Origin of the sequence: Sphingomonas sp. CD22, from assembly GCF_034556155.1 — a bacterium.
Lineage (GTDB): Bacteria > Pseudomonadota > Alphaproteobacteria > Sphingomonadales > Sphingomonadaceae > Sphingomonas.
The window spans coordinates 628,682-648,707 of record NZ_JAYDYX010000001.1 but is presented as its reverse complement, the minus strand read 5'-3'; the positions used below and the strand labels follow the sequence as shown (position 1 = coordinate 648,707).

The 20,026-nt window shown below is 68.4% G+C and carries 15 protein-coding genes; 9 read left to right on the top strand and 6 right to left on the bottom strand.

Features of this window, described 5'->3' with window-relative positions; genetic code table 11:
- Positions 1–204: 204 nt before the first annotated feature.
- Positions 205–1,314, bottom strand: a complete 1,110-nt coding sequence (locus SFC76_RS02875) for an NAD(P)/FAD-dependent oxidoreductase (RefSeq protein ID WP_322847969.1) — start codon at positions 1,312–1,314, stop codon at positions 205–207.
- Positions 1,315–1,509: 195 nt separating this feature from the next.
- The gene (locus SFC76_RS02870; RefSeq protein ID WP_322847968.1) at positions 1,510–1,821 is read right to left on the bottom strand and encodes an ArsR/SmtB family transcription factor; all 312 of its coding nucleotides are present in this window, start codon (positions 1,819–1,821) and stop codon (positions 1,510–1,512) included.
- A 130-nt stretch (positions 1,822–1,951) separates the two neighbouring features.
- On the opposite strand from SFC76_RS02870, the gene SFC76_RS02865 reads away from it, so the two are divergent.
- A complete protein-coding gene (locus tag SFC76_RS02865) occupies positions 1,952–2,686 on the top strand; it encodes an SDR family oxidoreductase (protein WP_322847967.1) in 735 nt (244 codons plus the stop codon).
- A 238-nt stretch (positions 2,687–2,924) separates the two neighbouring features.
- On the opposite strand, the gene SFC76_RS02860 is transcribed toward SFC76_RS02865, so the two are convergent.
- A complete protein-coding gene (locus SFC76_RS02860; protein WP_322847966.1) occupies positions 2,925–4,814 on the bottom strand; it encodes an AI-2E family transporter in 1,890 nt (629 codons plus the stop codon).
- Positions 4,815–5,236: 422 nt separating this feature from the next.
- On the opposite strand from SFC76_RS02860, the gene SFC76_RS02855 reads away from it, so the two are divergent.
- From SFC76_RS02855 to SFC76_RS02845, 3 genes are all read left to right on the top strand, one after another.
- Positions 5,237–5,881: a methyltransferase domain-containing protein gene (locus SFC76_RS02855; RefSeq protein WP_322847965.1), complete on the top strand. Its 645-nt coding sequence runs from the start codon at positions 5,237–5,239 to the stop codon at positions 5,879–5,881.
- Between the two features lie 113 nt (positions 5,882–5,994).
- On the top strand, positions 5,995–6,729 hold the full coding sequence (locus SFC76_RS02850) for a hypothetical protein (RefSeq protein WP_322847964.1): 735 nt from the start codon (positions 5,995–5,997) through the stop codon (positions 6,727–6,729).
- 35 nt (positions 6,730–6,764) lie between these two features.
- Entirely contained in the window at positions 6,765–8,192 is a 1,428-nt protein-coding gene (locus SFC76_RS02845; RefSeq protein WP_322847963.1) for an MFS transporter, read from the top strand.
- Between the two features lie 4 nt (positions 8,193–8,196).
- On the opposite strand, the gene SFC76_RS02840 is transcribed toward SFC76_RS02845, so the two are convergent.
- Entirely contained in the window at positions 8,197–9,171 is a 975-nt protein-coding gene (locus tag SFC76_RS02840; protein WP_322848063.1) for a bifunctional methionine sulfoxide reductase B/A protein, read from the bottom strand.
- Between the two features lie 134 nt (positions 9,172–9,305).
- On the opposite strand from SFC76_RS02840, the gene SFC76_RS02835 reads away from it, so the two are divergent.
- Positions 9,306–10,481: a zinc-dependent alcohol dehydrogenase gene (locus tag SFC76_RS02835; RefSeq protein WP_322847962.1), complete on the top strand. Its 1,176-nt coding sequence runs from the start codon at positions 9,306–9,308 to the stop codon at positions 10,479–10,481.
- 301 nt (positions 10,482–10,782) lie between these two features.
- Here the strand turns inward: SFC76_RS02835 and SFC76_RS02830 are convergent, their stop codons facing one another.
- A complete protein-coding gene (locus tag SFC76_RS02830; RefSeq protein ID WP_322847961.1) occupies positions 10,783–11,631 on the bottom strand; it encodes a Crp/Fnr family transcriptional regulator in 849 nt (282 codons plus the stop codon).
- A 246-nt stretch (positions 11,632–11,877) separates the two neighbouring features.
- On the opposite strand from SFC76_RS02830, the gene SFC76_RS02825 reads away from it, so the two are divergent.
- Positions 11,878–12,624, top strand: a complete 747-nt coding sequence (locus tag SFC76_RS02825; protein ID WP_322847960.1) for a Crp/Fnr family transcriptional regulator — start codon at positions 11,878–11,880, stop codon at positions 12,622–12,624.
- Positions 12,625–12,631: 7 nt separating this feature from the next.
- On the opposite strand, the gene SFC76_RS02820 is transcribed toward SFC76_RS02825, so the two are convergent.
- On the bottom strand, positions 12,632–13,474 hold the full coding sequence (locus SFC76_RS02820; RefSeq protein ID WP_322847959.1) for a PhzF family phenazine biosynthesis protein: 843 nt from the start codon (positions 13,472–13,474) through the stop codon (positions 12,632–12,634).
- A gap of 135 nt (positions 13,475–13,609) precedes the next feature.
- Between SFC76_RS02820 and SFC76_RS02815 the strand changes: the two genes are divergently transcribed.
- From SFC76_RS02815 to SFC76_RS02805, 3 genes are all read left to right on the top strand, one after another.
- On the top strand, positions 13,610–15,031 hold the full coding sequence (locus tag SFC76_RS02815; protein WP_322847958.1) for a DUF4139 domain-containing protein: 1,422 nt from the start codon (positions 13,610–13,612) through the stop codon (positions 15,029–15,031).
- On the top strand, positions 15,031–16,551 hold the full coding sequence (locus tag SFC76_RS02810; protein ID WP_322847957.1) for a hypothetical protein: 1,521 nt from the start codon (positions 15,031–15,033) through the stop codon (positions 16,549–16,551). The genes SFC76_RS02815 and SFC76_RS02810 overlap by 1 nt, the downstream gene beginning before the upstream one ends.
- 376 nt (positions 16,552–16,927) lie before the next feature.
- Positions 16,928–19,810 carry a TonB-dependent receptor domain-containing protein gene (locus tag SFC76_RS02805; RefSeq protein ID WP_322847956.1) on the top strand — a complete coding sequence of 961 codons (2,883 nt, stop codon included), beginning with the start codon at positions 16,928–16,930 and terminating at the stop codon, positions 19,808–19,810.
- The last annotated feature ends 216 nt before the right edge of the window (positions 19,811–20,026 follow it).

Below are 20,026 nucleotides of genomic sequence, written 5' to 3'. Positions count from 1 at the left end.
TTTATCGTCTGCTTTGGGAGCAGGATGTCGCAGGTTCGAATCCTGTCTCCCCGACCATCCGCTGCAGGTTCTGGTTTCGCGTTCTAATGACGGCGATCAGGCATTGCAGCGTTTCCCGCAGACGATCCCGCGCCGTGACCGTGACGTCAGCGATCCGGCCGATCGTCGCAGCGCGATACAGCCGTCCAGAAGCCGACATCCCGCTCAGCGGGTCTCGAACAGATCCACGACGCTCGCAGGCGCGTCCGGGCCGAAGAAGGAAGACAGGTTGCCGGCGCTGATCCGTGCGATCGGTTGGCTGCGTGCGAACAGCTGATGCTCATAAGCGGCTAGCGCGTCTTCCCGATCGTGATGGTCGATCAACGCGCGCGCAAGCTCCGCTCCGTCAAGCATTGCCAGATTGGCGCCCTCACCTGCGAACGGCGACATGAGGTGCGCGGCGTCCCCCAGCAGCGTCACGCCCGGAACGCGCGGCCAGGCCAGCGACGGCGGCAGCGCGTAGATGGGACGTATCACCGGAAGCTCCTCGCCGCCGGCGATCAAGGCACGCAGCGATTGCGCCCAGCCGTCGAACAGGGTCGCCATACGGACCGTCGCGGTCGACAGGTCGGCAGCCAGCCACTCCACAGGCCGGTTGGCCGCCAAATAGGTGTGGATGCTGCCATCGGCATTATGATGCGTCAAAATGCCCTGGCCGGGTGCCACCGCGATCAGCGTGCCCGCCCCGATCACCGCCGCGGCCGCCGCCGCGCGCGGATCATTCGCGTCCAAGTGAAGCTCCAGAAAGCAGGTGCCGGTATAAGCAGGCCGGGCGTCGGTCACGAGCGTGCGGACGCGCGACCAAGCGCCGTCCGCGCCGATCAGCAGCGTCGTCTCCACCGTCGAACCGTCGGTGAATGCGACCATGTGGCGACCATCGCCCACATTCTGCACCGACGCGACCTTGCGGTCCCAACGCACGATCCCTGGCCGCAGGGCATCCAGCAGCAGCCGGCGCAGGTCACCACGGTCCACCTCCGGGCAAGCGCAGTCGGCATTGCCCGGTCGATCGAGCAGCACCGTGCCATGCCTGTCGACGACCCGCTTGGCATCCTCGCCCGGCCGGACCAGCTTCAGGAACGCGTCATGCAATTCGAGGGTGTGTAGGGCTTGCTGACCGCTGTTTGCATGCAGATCGAGCAGGCCACCTTGGCCGCGCGCGTCCGGAAATCGTTCGCCTTCATGGACGACGACGCCGATGCCGCGGCGATGGAGCGCGCCCGCGAGCACCAAGCCGCCCAGCCCTGCGCCGATGATCGTAACGTCTTCCAGCATTCGTCCGCGCTCCCAGCCCGCGCAGGTCGAGCCTGCGTTGCCATCATGGAGCCGCTCGCCGGCTATCGACCGGCGTGTGCGCGAGGGTGGTGTCGACCACGCCGTCGTTTTTCGCAGCGGGCGTGGTCTAGGATGGGATCGTCCGTAACGCAAACGCGCTGACCACAAGCAGCGTCGTCCCCAGCTTCGGACGTTTCAGGCTGCCCGGTTGGCGAGCACCACATCCAGAAGGCCGGGGAAGCGCCGGTCGAAATCCAAGCGTCGCAGCGTGTTGATCATCTCGCGCCCGGCTTGGGTCGTCTCGATCAGCCCCGCGGCGCGAAGCAGTTTCAGATGGTTGGACAGCGTGCTCTTGGGGATCGACTCGCACGGCGCGGCGCCGGTGCAGCTCAGCCGCTCGGTCGCGGCGAGGCGCGCCACCATCGCCAGCCGATTGGGATCGGCCAGCGCATGGAGTGCCAGACCGAGTGGAACGTCCTCCAGCCTGGGATGCGTGAAGCGAGGCATCCGCCTCATATAGGAAGACCGTACCATTTTAATAGTTCGGATATGTTGAACTGTCGAGGCATCGCCTTATCTTCTCCCCTGCCGACAGCGCACGACGGCGTGATCGCGGGCCACATTTCGGAGTATCGACATGTCAATTCAGGGCAAAAAGGCGCTCGTCACGGGTGGATCGCGCGGCATCGGTGCGGCGATCGCCAAACGGCTGGCGGCCGACGGTGCGACCGTCGCGATCACCTACGCCGGCAACAAGGCTGCCGCAGACGCTACCGTGGCGGCGATCGAGAGCGCCGGGGACAGCGCCTTTGCGTTCCAGGCCGACGCCGGCAATCCGGTGTCGCAGCGCGCGGGCGTCGAGCAGGCCGCCGCCGCGCTGGGCGCGATCGACATCCTGGTCCACAACGCGGGGGTGGCCGAATTCTCGGCGGTCGCCGACGACACGGACGAGACCTTCGATCGCCAGTTCGGCGTCAACGTGAAGGGCCTGCACGTCGGCACGCGCGCGGCGTTGCCGCATTTCAACGATGGCGGGCGGATCATCCTGATCGGCAGCGTCTCGGGCGAACTCGCCTTCCCGGCGACCGCAGTCTACAGCGCGACCAAGGCCGCGGTGGCGGCGCTCGCACGAGGCTGGGCGAAGGATCTCGCAGCGCGCAATATCCTGGTCAACACGGTGCAACCGGGTCCGATCGATACCGATATGAACCCCGCCGACGGCGCGTTCGCGCAGCAGATGATCGGATTCATTCCGCTCGGCCGCTACGGCAAGGTCGAGGAGATCGCGGGTGCGGTCTCGTTCCTCGCCGGGCCCGATGCGAGCTACATCACGGGCACCACGCTCAACATCGACGGGGGTGCGGCTGCCTGAGGGCTAGCGCTCCGCCCCTCCACTGGGATGGAGGGGCGGATTGCGCGCAAGCGTGAGCGCATCCCCTGTCGGACCTCGGGCCAATCGACATTCACTCGTGGACGATGACAATTCCTCCCCCTGGCGGGGGAGGAATTTCGCTACGCCGATACATGGCGATCCCGCCTCGTTCTGATCGATATCGGAGCGCGGCCGGCCCGACCGGCGGCACACGGAAGCGCCGCCGGTGCATCCGGTGTCAGGCCGCGACCTGCTCCGAGGTGGCGGGCGCGGCGATGATAGCGAGCGCCGCCGAGAGCGATCCGACATAGCCGTCCGCGCCAAGCTCGCGCTGGATCGCCGCATCGGTCAGCGCCGCCTCCCCTTGCGGCCACAGGCCGACGATGATCCGCGCCGCAGGCGCCTTGGCGCGCAGACGCCGCACCAAATAGCGCAATTGCGCAGGCGACCCGTTCAGCTCCAGATACGACACCATGATCGTCGTCACACCGGCAAGATCCAAACTGCCGATGGTCTCGCGACCGACATCGCCATACGGGATCGTCCTGGCCGCGATGTCGCGCTGCTCCAAGAGCTGCGCCATCATGGCGGTCACCGCTTCGTCGAACGCGCCATGGCCGGCGACACAGGCGACCGTCCCGACGTGGATGGCGGGCTGATCATGCGCAATACCGTGCGACTTCAACTCGCCGATCACCGAGAGCATCGAGCGCGTCATGCTCCGCGCCCCGGCGCGATCGATCGTGCCGCGCGCCTGATCCTCGACCGCGAGCTTCAGGCCTGCCAGCACGACGCCGTCGTAATAATCCGCCAGCGACCGATCGGCGAGCAGCGTCTCGGCCTGCGCCAGCGCCTCGTCCGGATTGTCGGCGAGGATGCGCTGGTAGAAGCTTTCGACCGGCGTCAGAGCGGGGCGATCGCCGAGCAGTACGTCGAAGAACTCCAGGCTTTTGACGTGCCGGCCCATCACGACGAGGCATAGTGTCAGCGGCGTCGACATGATGAGGCCGATCGGGCCCCACAGCCACGTCCAGAAGATCGCCGACACGATCACCGATACGGGCGAGAGCCCGGTCGAATGGCCATAAAGCAGCGGCTCGACGACATAGCCGGTGATCGGCTCGACCACGACGAACAGCGCCACCACCTCGATCGCCATGCCCCAGCCCGGGTCGACCGCCGCACCGAGGGCGGCGGGCGCAACCGCGGCGAGGAACGAGCCGATATACGGCACGAAGCGCAGCAGCCCCGCCATCACGCCCCACATCGCCGGCGACGGCACGCCGATCACCCACAGGCCGATGCCGATGACCAGGCCAAAGCAGGTATTCACCGCCAGCTGCGACAGGAAGTATTTGCTCAGCCGCTGACCGGCGTCGTCGAGCGCGCGCGTCGTCCGGTGGAGATCGCTCGACCCGAACACGCGGATGAAGCGGTCGCGCAGATCCTCCTTCTGCATCAGCACGAAGATCGCGACGATCAAGACGATGATCGTCGTTTCCAATGGCCCCAGGATCGGCTCGACCACCGTTCGCGCGATCGTGAAGGGCGATGTGCTCTCCTGCACGACCTGGACCGGTACGGGGCGCCGCTGGCCCGCAGCGGGCTGCGCCGCGCCGGCGGCGAGCGTGGGGGCGGGTGCGGCGCCGCGCGGAGCGGCCGCGTGCCGGCCGCCGCCCAGCTCCTTGGTGATCAATGCCATCCGCGACAGCGCGAACCCCTGCACCTTCTCCACCTTGGCCTGGATCGTCTGCGCATATTGTGGCGCATTGGCGGTGAGCGAGGCGGCCTGGCTGCCGATCAGCGTACCGAAGAGCCCCAGGATTCCCAATGCGGCCAGCACCGTGAGCATCACGGCGGGCGCCCGCCACAACCGCAGGCGCTGAAGCAGGTTCACGACGGGCGACAACACGAACGACAGCATGACCGCCAGCGTGATCGGGATCAGCACCTCCTGACCAAAATAGAGTGCCGCGATGACCAGCGTACCGACCGCGACCCCCGCGAGCGTCCTCAACTCCGGCGCGGAGGCCGGAGCTATCTTCGCCGCGCCTCCTGCCTCGTCCGGTCCGTCGCGGCTGCCGGTCAGGACGTCCTTGTAGCCGGCAACGCTGTCTCGATCGCTCATTATGACATGCCCTAATCTTCAGGCATCCTGTGCCGATCGCGCAGCCTAGGGCAACCGGTGCGCCGCGTCATCCTCGGCTGGCGCTATCATCGGTGCGCGGATGCTTCCGAACTGTCGCAGGCGCGCGACGCGTCACTCGACCAGGCGGGATCGACGTCCATCGTCGTAGCCAAAATCCTCCCCCGCCAGGGGGAGGTGGCATGCCGCAGGCATGACGGAGGGGGAGGAAAGCGACACGCCGGTTTCGTGTCCTCCCCCTCCGTCACGGCTTCGCCGCGCCACCTCCCCCTAGCGGGGGAGGACTTACTTCACGAAGATGAATGTCGCTCCGCTAGGCTGTCGGGTCGACGTCGTTGCGAGCGCGTGGAGCGCATCGCCATGCCGCCCGTTCAAGGCGCAGGGATCACGGCGCGAGGCGGCTTATGGACGATACGAAGGCCAGCACGAGCGACTGGCGTGCCGAACTGCCGGCGAATGCCTTCGACAAGGTGGACGACGGTGACGATCTCGCCTTCTACGCGCCACCGCGCCTCGTCTCGCACATCGACGACGCAGCGGTTGCGGCGCTGACCGCTTATTATGCGCGCATCATGCCGGCGCAGGCCGTCGTGCTCGATCTCATGTCGAGCTGGATCAGCCACCTGCCCGCGACGCCAGCCACTGCCGAGGTCATCGGCCACGGCATGAACGCGGTCGAACTCGCCGCCAATGATCGGCTCGCCCGCTGGTTCGTCAACGATCTCAACGCCACGCCGATATTGCCGCTGTCCGATGCGAGCATCGACGTCGCCTTGTGCTGCGTCGGCGTCCAATATCTCCAGCAGCCGGTGCCGGTGTTCGCCGAGGTTCGCCGCGTCCTGCGAGCGGGCGGACGTTTCGCCGTCAGTTATTCCAACCGATGTTTTCCGACGAAGGCGGTGCGGATCTGGCGGGCGCTCGACATTGCCGGACAGGCGCAGCTGATCCGCCTCTACATGGAGCGATCGGGGTTCGGTGCGGTCGAAACGGAGGTACTGGCCGATGGAAGCAGGGGCGATCCGCTGGTCGTCGTCGCCGGCACGAAGTGACCGATGCGGTGCATCCGCTTATGGCCCGCAATCGCACGATCCGTTTCGTGCCGCGGCACCTTGCCGCACCCGGGCGATTGCCGTTGGTCCCGTTGATCAAATTGGAGATGTGATTGCGCGGTCTGGATTTCAGCTCCTGGCAAAACCTGCTCGTGACCATCTTCGGGCTGACGTTGGTCACGCTGCTCGGCGTCGGCATCCGTCTGCTCACCCAGATGACGTTCCAGCAGCGTCGCGAGCGCATGAACCGGCAGATCAACGAGCGGCTCCGGACGCTCATCGCCGCGTATAAGGTGCTGGGGGGCTCGTTCACCGGCGATCTGACGGTCGATCCGGCACACCGGCGCGATCTGCGACGGCGCGACCAGGGCGGTGGCGCGACGGAGCCGATGGCGGCGCTGGACCTCAGCGCGGAGGGCGCATCGCGATCGGACCGTACCCGCCGCATCCGCGACGCCGTGGAAGCCGCGCTGTCCGACATCATCCTGCTCGGCACCGAGGAGCATGTCCGGCTGGCGGACCGGGCGATCCGCGAGCTGGTCGCGGGACATCCCGTGCATACGCACGAGCTGGTCGTCTCGCTGCGCGCGTTCGTGCGCGATGCCCTCGATCTCGATCCGATCCCGGCCGACCTGACCATCGCGATGCAGGGACCGGCACGGCCCGCATCGTCGGGCGGCGGCAAAGGCGGCGGCAAGGACGATGGTGGCCGAAGCGGAGGCGGTGGTTCTGGAGGCGGGGGCGGAGCCGGAAGCGGGTTCGGGGGCGGGTCCGGCGGCGCGGGGATCGGCGGCGCTGGCTTCAGCGACGATCCGCACGATGCAGGGGCGCCGAACGCCGGGCGATAGGCTATACGCCGACGGTGCACCATCATCCAACGGCCTTGGCCCAACCGGGCGCGCCCGACCCGACTCCCGTCCCGGACGACGCCGATGCGTCACCTGCCCACGCCGGATGGGTCCTCGCGGCGACGATGCTCGCGTCGAGCCTCGCCTTCATCGACGGCTCCGTCACCAACGTCGCGCTGCCGTCGATCGGGCGCGACCTGCACGGCGACGCCGCCTCGCTGCAGTGGATCGTCAATGCCTATCTCCTGCCGCTGTCGGCGCTGCTGCTGGTCGGCGGCGCGGCGGGCGATCATTTCGGCCGCCGCCGCATGCTGATCCTCGGCACGGCGCTGTTCGCCGCGGCATCGGTCCTCTGCGCGCTGGCGCCCGGCCTGCCCCTCCTGCTCGCCGCGCGCGCTGCGCAGGGGGTCGGGGCGGCGATGCTGATGCCCAACAGCCTCGGGATCCTCGGCGCGTCGTTCCGGGGCGAGGCGAGAGGACGGGCGGTCGGCACCTGGGCGTCCGCCGGCGCGATCGCGAGCGCGGTCGGGCCGCCGCTTGGCGGCTGGCTGGTCGGCGCGGCGGGCTGGCGGGCGATCTTCCTCATCAACGTGCCGGTCGCGCTCGTCGCGATCCTCCTCGCCTGGCGCCATGTGGAGGAGAGCGCGGAGGGCGAGCAGCCGCTCGACGTGCCCGGCGCCATCCTCGCGACGCTGGCGCTCGGCACGCTCACCTGGGCGCTGACGCTCTGGTCCAGCACCCATGCGGGGTCACCGCGGATTTGGGCGGGGCTGATCGGCGGCGTCCTGCTCCTGACGCTGTTCGTGTGGGTCGAACATCGCCGGCATGGCGATGCGATGATGCCGCTGGCGATGTTCGCGTCGCGTCCCTTCGTCGGCCTGACGCTGCTGACCTTCCTGCTGTACGGCGCGCTGGGCGGGCTGCTCGTGCTGCTGCCGTATCTGCTGATCGTCGGCGGCGGCTATTCACCGCTCCACGCCGGATTGGCGTTGCTTCCCTTCTCGCTCGTGATCGGCGCCGCGTCGCGGCTGATGGGCAGGACCACGGAACGGATTGGGCCGCGCTGGCCGCTGACCGTCGGGCCGATCGTCACCGGGCTTGGCTTCCTGCTGCTGGTCCGCGTCGATCCGACCGGCAGCTACTGGACCAGCGTGATGCCGGGCATGATCGTCGTCGCGCTCGGCATGGCGGGGGCCGTCGCGCCGCTGACCACCGCGGTCCTGTCGTCGGTCGATCAGGCGCACACCGGCACCGCCTCGGGGTTCAACAGCGCGATCGCGCGGACGGGCGGATTGATCGCGACCGCGCTGGCCGGCGCGGTGATCGCGCAGACCGGTGCGGCGCTGGTCGAGACGTTCCGGTCGGCGGCGATCCTGGCGGCGGCGCTGGCGGTCGCTGCGGGTTGCGTCGCGTTCGCCACGCTCGGATCGCTGCGTCCCGCGCGGGCGGGGCGGACCGGTTAGGCGATCAGGTCGCTACGCTCTCGCCGCCGGGTGCCGACGCCCGCGGCAGCTTCCACTTCGGCCGCACGAAGTGACAGGTATAGCCGTTCGGCCGACGCTGCAGATAGTCCTGATGTTCCGGCTCGGATTCCCAGAATTCGCCCACCGGCGCCAGCTCGGTGACCACACTGCCCGGCCAGAGCCCGGAGGCCTCGACGTCCGCGATGGTCTCCTCGGCGACCGCCTTCTGCCCGTCGTCCGTATAGAAGATGGCGGACCGATAGCTGGCGCCGCGATCGTTGCCTTGCCGGTCGACCGTGGTCGGATCGTGGATCTGGAAGAAGAATTCGAGCAACGCGCGGAAATCGGTGCGGGCGGGGTCGAAGACGATCTCGATCGCTTCGGCATGGCTGCCGTGCTTGCGATACGTGGCATTGGCCACATCGCCGCCCGAATAGCCGACCCGCGTCGAGAGGACGCCGGGCAGCTTGCGGATAAGGTCCTGCATGCCCCAGAAGCAACCGCCGGCGAGTACCGCACGCTGCGTGATCGCGCACGGCGCCGCGATCTGGTCCAGATAGGCGCCATAGCCCTGCTCGGCCATTTCCGCGCGCGGCACGAAGCGCAGCGCCGCCGAGTTGATGCAATAGCGCAGGCCGCCGCGGTCGCGCGGCCCATCCTTGAACACGTGGCCGAGATGGCTGTCCCCCTGCGCCGAGCGCACCTCGGTACGCGGGATGAGCATCGACCAGTCCCGCCTCGCCTTCACATGGCGGGCGTCGATCGGCCTCGTGAAGCTGGGCCATCCGCAGCCGGACTCATATTTGTCGTCGCTGGCGAACAACGGCTCGCCCGAGACGATGTCGACATAGATGCCCGCATCCTTGTTCTTCAGGAGCGGACCGGTGCCGGGGCGCTCCGTGCCGTTCTGCTGGGTGACGCGGAACTGCTCCGGAGTCAGGGCGGCAATGGCCTCGTCGGTCTTGGCGTAGCTGTTCATGGGGTGGATGTGGTGCGCCGCCCTGCCGCTGTCGAGCGCGTTACCTGCCGGGCCCATTCCGCGATCCACGACGTTGAGGGGGTTCAGTCGCTTTTCCGATCCAGGCGGAGCTCCTGCCCATACGGAGACGATTCATGCGCGCATTATGCTGGCACGGTAAGGGTGACGTTCGCGTCGACACCGTCGCGGACCCAGAGATCAAACATCCGCGCGACGCGATCATCAAGGTCACCGCGTGCGCGATCTGCGGATCGGACCTTCACCTGCTCGATGGCTATCAGCCCACCATGGAGGCGGGCGACATCCTCGGCCACGAGAATATGGGCGAGGTCGTCGCGCTGGGCTCCGAGGTCACCAACCTGCGGATCGGCGACCGCGTGGTGGTGCCGTTCACGATCAGCTGCGGCGACTGCTGGTTCTGCCGCAAGGGTCTGTTCGCCGCGTGCGACCGGACCAATCCCAATGCCGAGATGGCCGCCAAGGCGATGGGCCACTCGCCCGCCGGCCTGTTCGGCTTCAGCCACATGCTGGGCGGCTATTGCGGCGGCCAAGCCGAATATCTCCGGGTGCCCATGGCCGACATCGGCCCGATCAAGATCCCCGACACCGTCACCGACGACCAGGCATTGTTCCTCTCGGACATCTTCCCGACCGGCTATATGGCCGCGGAGAACGCGCAGATCGAGCCGGGCGACACCGTCGCCATCTGGGGCTGCGGCCCGGTCGGCCAGTTCGCCATTCGCTCCGCGCTGATGATGGGTGCGGGGCGCGTGATCGCGATCGACGAGCTGCCCGAGCGGCTTGCCATGGCGGAAGCCGGCGGCGCCGAGACGATCAACTTCGCCGAGACCGACGTTTACGACGAACTGCAGGCACGCACGAAGGGGCGCGGCCCCGACAGCTGTATCGATGCGGTCGGCTGCGAGGCGGCCGGGCACGGCGCCGCCGACGCGGTCATGGACAAGGTCAAGGCCAGCGTGATGCTCGCCACCGATCGCGTCCACGTCTTGCGCCAGGCGATCATGAGCTGCCGAAAAGGCGGCACCGTATCGGTGCCCGGCGTCTATGTCGGCATGGGAGACAAATTGCCGATCGGTGCCGCGATGAACAAGGGACTGACGATCAAGCTCGGCCAGACCCACGTGCAGCGCTACACCAAGCCGCTGCTGGAGAAGATCGTAGCCGGCGAGATCGACCCGAGCTTCGTCATCACGCATCCGGCCAGTCTGGAGGATGCGCCCGAAATGTACGCCAAATTCCGCGACAAGGAAGACGGCGTCATCAAGGTGGTGATGCGTCCGCACGGCTGAGCGGCGAGCCCCGAGTGGTGTTCTAGGCGAAATAGACATTCATCGTCATAGCGTAAGTCCTCCCCCGCCAGGGGGAGGTGGCATGCCGCAGGCATGACGGAGGGGGAGGTAAGCGACACGTCTGTTCCGTGTCCTCCCCCTCCGTCACGGCTTCGCCGCGCCACCTCCCCCTGGCGGGGGAGGAATTGTCATCGTCCGCGAGTTGAATGTCGATCGACCCTAGTTTCTAACTTCGGTCTCGATCCGGGTTGGAACGTGCCTCCCTCAGCGTGGCGTAGCCCGCGTTGCGTACGGGATCCCGTCAGACGAGGTGGAGAACCGGTACCGAGCCCGCGTGGAGATAACCGGGGTCGAAATCGCCCTCGCGGTGCAATTTGGCGACGTTCGGGATGGTGATGACGCGATCGCCCGCCTCGATCAGGCCCTGGTCGCGCAGTTCGCGCATCATGCGGTTGACGTGGACCGAGGTGAGGCCGAGCACGTCGGCGAGATGCTCCTGCGTCAGCGGCAGGCGGAAGCGGCTGCGGCCCTGGTGTTCCGCCGCCAGCCGCGTGCTGAGCTCACATAAGAGATGCGCGAGCCGCGCCCGTGCCGACCGGCGGCCGAGCGACAAGGTCCATTGGCCGAGCGTCGCATTGTCCTGGATCGCGAGCCAGGTGAAGCTCCGCGCGATACCAGGGTGCTGCGCGGCGAGCGCCGCGACGTCGCCACGGCGCAGCCGGACGATGCTGGCCTCGGTCAACGTCAGCACGCCATAATCGAGCCGGTCGAACAGCAACGTGTCGAGGTTGGCGACGTCGCCGGGCACCAGCAGCGCGAGGAACTGGCGGCCGCCCTGACGGGTGGTCGCATAACGCCCTCCCCAGCCGTGCGCGATCAGGATCAGGTCGCCGGCGCGGCCGTCCTCGCGCACCAGATCGGTATAGGCCGACACGAGCGTGGGCGACCCCATCGCCTCGCGCAGAGCCTGCCGCTCGACGCGCGAGAGGAACGGCGAGTCGAGCAGGCGGCTGTCGAAGACGGGCGGCGACGGCCGGGGCGGGACGGTGATGTCGAGCACGCGATCGGGACGGACCGGAACACCCCCCTGCGCCCGAGCGGACACCATACGATTGACGTATCGTGGGTCCGTCTTGTTCTCGTCGGTCATCGGTCCGCCTTGGGGTGAATCCGGAACGGATCACGATCCGACGCATCGCCATTCACCCGGTCGGTGACAATCCAATGTGCGACGCCGGACGGTTCCCCGCGGGCGATGATATAGGCCGGCGCGCTTCACCTATGTGCTTGGTGTCGGGGGTGCCGCCGCCTACCCCGGTGCAATCCTTCGCCGTTGATCAGGGCGCGAATGACCGGGAGTCGCCGACGCTTTCGCCCCAAGACAAGGTGCGCGTCCATGCCACACTTCAACGGTCACGATACGATGAACATCCTGCTCGCATCCTTGCTGCCCGAGGATCTGGCGCTGCTCGCGCCGCATCTGGCGCGCGAGGCGTTGCAGGTGAAACAGGTGCTGGTGCCGCTCAACCAGCCGATCGAACACGTCTGGTTCCTGGAAGGCGGCGTCGGATCGGTCGTCGCGGTGTCGGCGGACATCAGCCCGACCGAGGTCGGCATCTTCGGCCGCGAGGGGTTCGCCGGCACCGCCCTGCTGCTCGGCGCGGGCATCTCACCGCATGAGATCTTCATCCAGGTCAACGGCCACAACGGGCTCAAGATCGCCGCGGCGCCGTTCCTCGCCGCGGTGGATCACAGCCGGACGTTGCGGATCGCGCTGCTGCGCTACGTCCAGACCGTGATCACGCAGGCGGCCAACAGCACGGTGTCGAACGCGCATCAGCGGATCGAGGCGCGGCTCGCGCGCTGGCTGCTGATGTGCCACGACCGCTACGACAGCGACGACATTCCGCTGACCCACGAATTCATGGCGATCATGGTCGCGGCCGAACGATCGGGCGTCACCGTCTCGCTGCACGTGCTGGAGGGCGCGGGGATGATCCGCTCCAAGCGCGGCCGCGTCGTCATCCTCGACCGGCAGAAGCTCGAGGAGCTCGCCGGCGACGGCTATGGCCAGCCCGAGGCGGAATACAGCCGGCTGATCGCGCCGTTCGGCAAGCTCGCGCCGCGCATCGCCGCGGCCTGACCTGCGCTCAGCCGCCGCCCTGCCCCGCGACGAGCGTGCGGGTCACGCCGCCGACCCACACCTGCCCGTCGCCGTCCTGCGACACGTGGATGCGACCCGTCCGCCCCAGCCGGGTGCCCTGCGCGGCGACATAGCCGCCCTGCACGCGGCCGCTGGCGAACAGCCATTGGCCGACGGACGCGTTGAGGCTGCCCGTGACCGGGTCCTCGATCAGCCCGCCATGCGCATCGCTGAAGATCGCGCGCAGCTCGAACGCGGCGTCGCCGTCGGGCGCGTGCGCGCCGACGACGCCGATGTCGACCCGGCCGGGATGATGCCGCGCGGGCTCGATCGCGAGCACCGCCGCGGCCGAGCGGAGCATCACCGCGATCCAGCCGGGGCCGTTGTCCACCCAGGCGGCATCGACGATCGCGTCGCGCTCGATCCGCAGGATCGCGGCGACCTCGGCGATCTCCGCCTCGCTCGGCGGCCCGCTGCGCAGCAGCGGCGGCGCGGCGAAGGCCAGCCGCCCGCCCTCGCTACGGATCGCGACGAGGCCGACGCCGCATTGCTGGACGATCGTTCCGTCCGCCTTCGCCACGCCGCCCGCCTCCAGCCAGGCGTGCGCGCTGCCCAGCGTCGGATGACCCGCGAAGGGCAGTTCGTGCGCCATGGTGAAGATACGCACGCAGTAATCCGCGGCGGGATCGGTCGGCGGCAACAGGAAGGTGGTCTCCGAGAAGTTCAGCCAGCCGGCGATCCGCTGCATGTCCTCGGTGGTCAGCCCCTCGGCATCGGCGACGACGGCGAGCGGGTTGCCGGTATAGGGATCGGTGCCGAACACATCGACGAGACGAAACGGACGGGTCACACGGCCTCCTGCAAGATGAAGACACATCATGCCGGCACCGGCGGGGCCGTGACAAGCGCGCGCGACCGGGCAGCGCCGATTGCGTTCCGGCGCCCCGCCCCGCATGATGCGCGCGGGCCGAGGGGGAGTGGAGCGATGCGGGGCAGTTGGACTTTGGCGATGCTGCTGGCCGTGCCGGCAAGCGCGGGGGCGCAGCAGGTGCCGCCGCCCGCCGCCGCGCCGGGGGCGGGCAGCGCGCAGGGCGACGTGTCCGTCACCATCTACAACAACGACGTCGCGCTGGTACAGGACGTCCGCACGCTCGATCTGGCGGCGGGGCGGGTGCGGCAGGGCTTCCCGGACGTCAGCGCGCAGATCCGGCCCGAGACGGTGTCGCTGTCGGTGCCCGACGCGACGATCGTCGAACAGAATTTCGATTTCGACCTGCTGAGCCCGTCCAGCCTGATGGAGAAAGCGGTCGGCGAGACGATCACGCTGGTGCGGACCAACCCGGCGACCGGCGCCGAAACGCGCGAGCGGGCGAAGGTGCTGGCGGTCAACGGCGGCGTCGTGCTCGACATCGCCGGCCGGATCGAGGTGCTGCGCGACGACGGCCTGCCGGTCCGCGCGGTGTTCGACCGGGTGCCCGATTCGCTGCGCGCGCGGCCGACGCTGACGGTCACGCTGGCGAGCAGCCGCGCCGGCACGCGGCCGGCGCGATTGTCCTATCTCAGCCGCGGTCTCGGCTGGAGCGCCGATTACGTCGCGTTGTTCGACGACAAAAGCGGCACGATCGACATGCAGGGCTGGGTGACGCTGCGCAATACGAGCGGCACGACCTTCAACGCGGCGCGGACGCTGCTCGTCGCGGGCGACGTCGGCAGCGGCGACACCGACGACGAGAACGGCTATCGCCCGCGGCCGCGACGGCCGGTGCGGATGCAGCCCGGCACGGAGAGCGCGACGCGCGAGCAGCTCGGCGACTTCTACGTCTATCCGCTCGCCGAGCGGACGACGATCGCCGACAAGCAGACCAAGCAGGTCAGTTTCCTCGACGCCAAGGGCGTCACCGCGAGCGCCGGCTATCGTTTCGAGAATGGCTGGCTCGGCGCCGCCGACGAACCGCGCAGCGCGCAGAGCATCCTGCGCTTCGCCAATTCGGGGGCGGCGGGCCTCGGCGATGCGCTCCCCGCCGGCGTCGTGCGCGTGTACGTCCGCGACGCGCGCGGCCAGCCCCAGTTCACCGGCGAGAACCGTATCGACCATATCCCGCAGGGGTCGACGATCGCGCTGCCGACCGGCGACGCCTTCGACGTCAAGGTGCAGCCGATCATGCTGTCGCGGACCAAGCTGGGCAATGTGCGCTGGCGCACGCAAATGCGCTATCGCCTGACCAACGCCCGCAACCGCGGCGTGACGGTGGAGCTGGCGCAGGCCGGGCTCGATGCGGGCGACGACCGGATCGTCGAGGAAAGCCGCAGCAGCGAACGGCGCAGCGCCGGCACGGCGATATGGCAGGTGCCGGTGCCCGCCAGCGGGGAAGCGGTGGTCACCGCCACCTTCGACACCCGCAACTGATGCTCGCCGCCCTGCTGCGCGCCGTGCTGGTTACGACGCTGCTGCCGATCGCGGCGGCGGTCGCCGGTCCGGCGCTCGCCGAGCCGGTGGTGACCTCCGCCGCGTCGCAGCGGGTGGCGCTGACCGTCTATCGTGCGGCTTATGGCCGCGGCGCGATCGACCTGCGCTGGCTGGGCGGCTTCGCGCAGGTCACCGAGACGCGCCGCATCGCCCTGCCGCGCGGCCGCGCGACGCTGCGCTTCGAAGGCGTCGCCGACGGGATCGTGCCGGCCAGCGCGGTGATCGATGGCCTGCCGGGCGGCGTGGTCGAGAAGAACCGCGACCTGCGGCTGCTGTCGCCCGCGGCGCTGGTCGACGGCACGCTCGGTCGCCAGGTGACGCTGACCCGCACCGACCGCGCCACCAGCCGCACCAGCAGCGAAAGCGCGACGATCGTCACCGGGCCGCACCCCGGCGTGGTGCTGCGCACCGCCACGGGGATCGAGACGCTGCGCTGTTCCGGCCTGCCCGAACGGCTGTCGTTCCCCGGCGTGCCCGCCGGCCTGTCCAGCAAACCGGTGCTGAGCGTCACCACGATCAGCCCGACGGCACGCACGGTGACGGTGCGGCTGAGCTATATCGCCAGCGATTTCGACTGGCGCGCCGCGTATGTCGCGACCCTCGCGCCCGACGGGCGAACGCTCGATCTGTTCGCCTGGCTGACGCTGGCCAACGGCAATGCCAGGGCGTTCGCGCACGCGGATGTCGCGGCGGTCGCGGGCACGCTCAACCGCGTCTACACGCCACAATTGCGCGCCGCGGTGGGGGCGCTGTCGCTGCGCTGCTATCCGCTGGGGACGACGACGTCGGACCTTGCGGCGATGGCGTCCGCCGAGATCATCGTCACCGGCATAAGAGTGATGCGCGACATGGCCGCGCCGGCCGCACCGCCACCGCCGCCACCGCCGCCCCCGCCGCCGCCCCCGCCCGAGGATCTCGGCGACCTGAAACTGTATCGCGTGCCGGCGCCGGTGACGGTCGGTGCGCGCGGGCAGAAGCAGGTCGCTTTGCTCGCGCGGACCGCGGTGCCCTTCGAGCGGCGCTATCGGCGGCAGCTCGATCCGGGCGCGACGACGCCGCCGATGCCGACCGCCGTGACGCTGGTGCTGCGCAACCGCGCGCAGGGCGGCCTCGGCCTGCCGCTCCCGTCGGGCAGCACCGCCGCTTATGCGCGTCGCGGCGACGACCGGCTGCTGATCGGCCTGGGATCGCTCGGCGACAAGGCGGAGGGCGAGACGATCCGCATCGCCGCCGGCACCAGCGAACAGGTCACCGTCGCGCAGACGTCGCTCGGCCCGAAGGCGGCGCTGATCGAGGCGAGCAACGCCTCGCCGCGGCCGGTGCAGCTCGACGTGCCGATCGGCCGCGCCGGGCAGACGATCACCGCGGACGATGCGACGCTCCGGCCGGTGGATGGCGTGGCGACCTGGTCGGTGGAGATCCCGCCCGGCGCACGCGCGGAGTTGCGCATCCGCTATTGATCCCCGTCGCACACCACGGCAGCCGCCAATCAGCCGTATGACGGCTTGATGACAAGTGTTTGCTTACGATCAGCTTACGATCGCGTATACGATAATTTTTCGCTCTAAATGAGACACTTAGACGTCATGACAGCATTCATGTCCATGACGGACCATGGTGTATCCGTCATTATCCGTAGCGGCCGGGCAACACCGGATTTGCTTCCGAAAACCCGCTCGTCCCAGTCGTTTACACCGGGCTCGGCACCCTCCTAACTCGCCCGACAGCGAGTGCTGCTTCCGCACGCGACACGACAATGGGCCGTGTCGCCGGTCCCGCGGATGTCAGGTGGAGTATCTAGCCTTGACCCGAGTTTCCCTGATCCGGACGTCCCTGATGCGCGGTGCGGCGCTGCCCGTGCTGCTGCCCGCAGCGATGATCGGCATGACGATCGCGGTCAGCCCGGCCGCCGCGCAGGACACCGCCGCCGCGCCGGCCGCCGCGCCCGACCAAGCGGCACCGCCGCCTACCCAGGCGACCACCCCGGCGACCGGGACCGACATCATCGTCACCGGATCGCTGTTCCGCCGGACGGATACCGAGACGCCCTCCCCGGTCACCACGCTGACCGCGGAATCGCTGGCCAAGGCGGGCATCACCACCGTCTCCGACGCGATCCGCTCGATCTCGGCGGACAGCAGCGGCTCGATCCCGACCGCTTTCTCCTCGGGCTTCGGCGCGGGTTCGTCCGGCGTGTCGCTGCGCGGGTTGACGGTCAATTCGACGCTGACCGTGATCGACGGGCTGCGCACCGCCAATTACCCGCTGTCCGACGACGGCCAGCGCTCGTTCGTCGATCTCAACACCATCCCCGATGCGATCGTCGACCGGGTCGAGGTGCTCAAGGACGGCGCCTCGTCCAGCTATGGCGCCGATGCTATCGGCGGCGTCGTCAACATCATCATGAAGAAGGAGATCACCGGCGTCTACGGCACCGTCGAGGGCGGCGTGTCGCAGCGCGGCGACGGCGGCGAGCAGCGCGCGACGCTGACGCTCGGCACCGGTCACCTCAAGGACAAGGGGTTCAACCTCTACATCAGCGGCGAATATCAGCACGACGACCCGATCTGGGCGCGCAACCGCGGCTTCCCGCTCAACACCGCCGATCTGAGCGGCATCGGCGGCGACAACAACAATGCCGGCTCCGCCGTCCCCGGCACGACGAGCAGCGCGGTGGTCGCGCCGACGACGCAGCTCACCCCGGGCAACATCCTGTCCGGATCGGGTCTGGCGAACGGGCCGTTCCAGGTGCTCAACCCCAATGGCTGCACCGGTTCGACGACGCCGATCAGCGGTAGCGCCGGCAATGGCTGCCAGCAGAACCTCGTCTCCGACTATGGCCAGATCCAGCCCGAACAGACCCGTTTCGGCGTCACCGTCCACGCGACGGCGCAGGTCAACGACCAGACCCAGGCCTATATCATGGCCTCCTATTTCCAGAACGAGGTGAAGGCGTCGAGCAACGCCGCCAACATCCGCTCGTACAATCCGATCAACACGCAGAACATCGTCCTGCCGGTGCTGCTGAGCAACGGTCAGCTCAACCCCAACAATCCCTTCGCCGCCACCGGCCAGCCGGCGTCGATCTATTACCGGTTCGGCGACATCCCCGGTTCGTCGGATTACAAGAACCACGTGCTGCGCGGGGCGGCGGGGATCGACGGCCGGTTCGGCGACGGCTGGGGCTATTCGGTGTCGGCGACGGTCGCGCATTCGTGGCTCGACATCACGCAGAACGGCTATCTCAACCTCAACGCGCTGACCAACGCGATCAACACCGGCAGCTACAATTTCGTCGACCCGACGCAGAACAGCGCGGCGGTGCGCAGCGCGCTGTCGCCGGCGGTGCGGACGCAGGCGACCAGCGACCTCGACATGATCCAGGCGACGATCACCAAGGACCTGTTCGCGCTGCCCGGCGGTCCGCTGCAGCTCGGCGTCGGCGGCTCGTTCCGCTATGAGGCGCAGAACGATCCCAACCAGAACCCGAACCTCACCACGATCGGGCTTAACCAGTATACCGCGGTGGGCAGCCGCACGGTGGAATCGGGCTATTTCGAGGTCAACGCGCCGGTGCTGACCAGCCTGGAGATCAACGGTTCGGGCCGGTTCGATCATTATGAGGAGGGCTACAACCGCTTCTCGCCCAAGATCGGCGCCAAGTTCACGCCGTTCCGCCAGCTCGCGATCCGCGGCACCTTCTCGAAGGGCTTCCGCGCGCCGAGCTTCGCCGAAACCTCGGGCTCGGTGATCGGCTTCACCACCACCAAGGCGCCCTGTTCGATCCAGGCGCAGCATGGCGGCACCGTCGCCGCCGACGGCACCTGTTCGGGCGGCAGCGCCTACAACCAGAGCTATTCGATCGGCTTCAACACCGTCGGCAATCCCAACATCAAGCCCGAACTGTCGCGCAGCTTCACCGGCGGCGTCGTCGTCCAGCCGCTGCGCTGGCTCAGCTTCACCGCCGATTACTACAACATCAAGAAGACCGACGTGATCTCGGGCGGTCCGCTGTCCAACCAGGCGCTCGCGGCTTATTATGCCGGTACCCAATTGCCCAACGGCTATTCGGTGACGCCGGACGCGATCGACCCGGCCTTCCCCAACGCGCCGCAGCGCGCGCTGTTCGTCAACTCGCCCTTCGCCAATGCCGCGGCGCTCAAGACCTCGGGGATCGACGTATCGGCGCTGGTCCAGCTCCATCCCAGCGACGACCTGCACTTCACCAGCCGCGCGGAGGCGACCTACATCCTCCACTATCTGTTCAAGCCCAGCGCCGACCAGCCGTACAGCGACTTCGTCGGCACGCAGGCGCCCTATATCACCTCGTCGGGCGCGGGCACGCCGCAATGGCGCGGCAATTGGCAGAACAGCGTCGAATATGGCGCCTATACGCTCACCGGCACCGCTTATTACGTGGCCGGCTACAAGGCGGTCGCCTACGATCAGTTCGGCACCACCGACTGCAACGGCGGCAGCACCTATGGCGGCAGCGATCCGAACTTCAACTGCCACGTCCGCCGCTTCATCGACGTCGACCTGACCGGCAGCGTCAAGGTCAACGACAAGTTCAACTTCTACTTCAACGTCATCAACCTGCTCGATGCCAAGGCACCGCTCAACGCGGGCAATTACGCCGCGACCAACTACAACCCGACCTATACGCAGATCGGCGCGGTCGGCCGCACCTTCCGCTTCGGCGCGAACGTTCACTTCTAGGCAGGATCGACACTCATCGTCGTAGCCAAATTCCTCCCCCGCCAGGGGGAGGACTTACGTCACGACGATGAATGGCGATCGGCCCTAGGCGGCGGAGGGCCGGCAGCCGATCCGATGACGACGGCATCGAGCCGCCGCCGCACCAACCCCCGGGAAGCTGCCCCGCTGCGCACACCGCGGTCGCGCCGCCGGCATAACGCTGCGGCACCGGCGGCC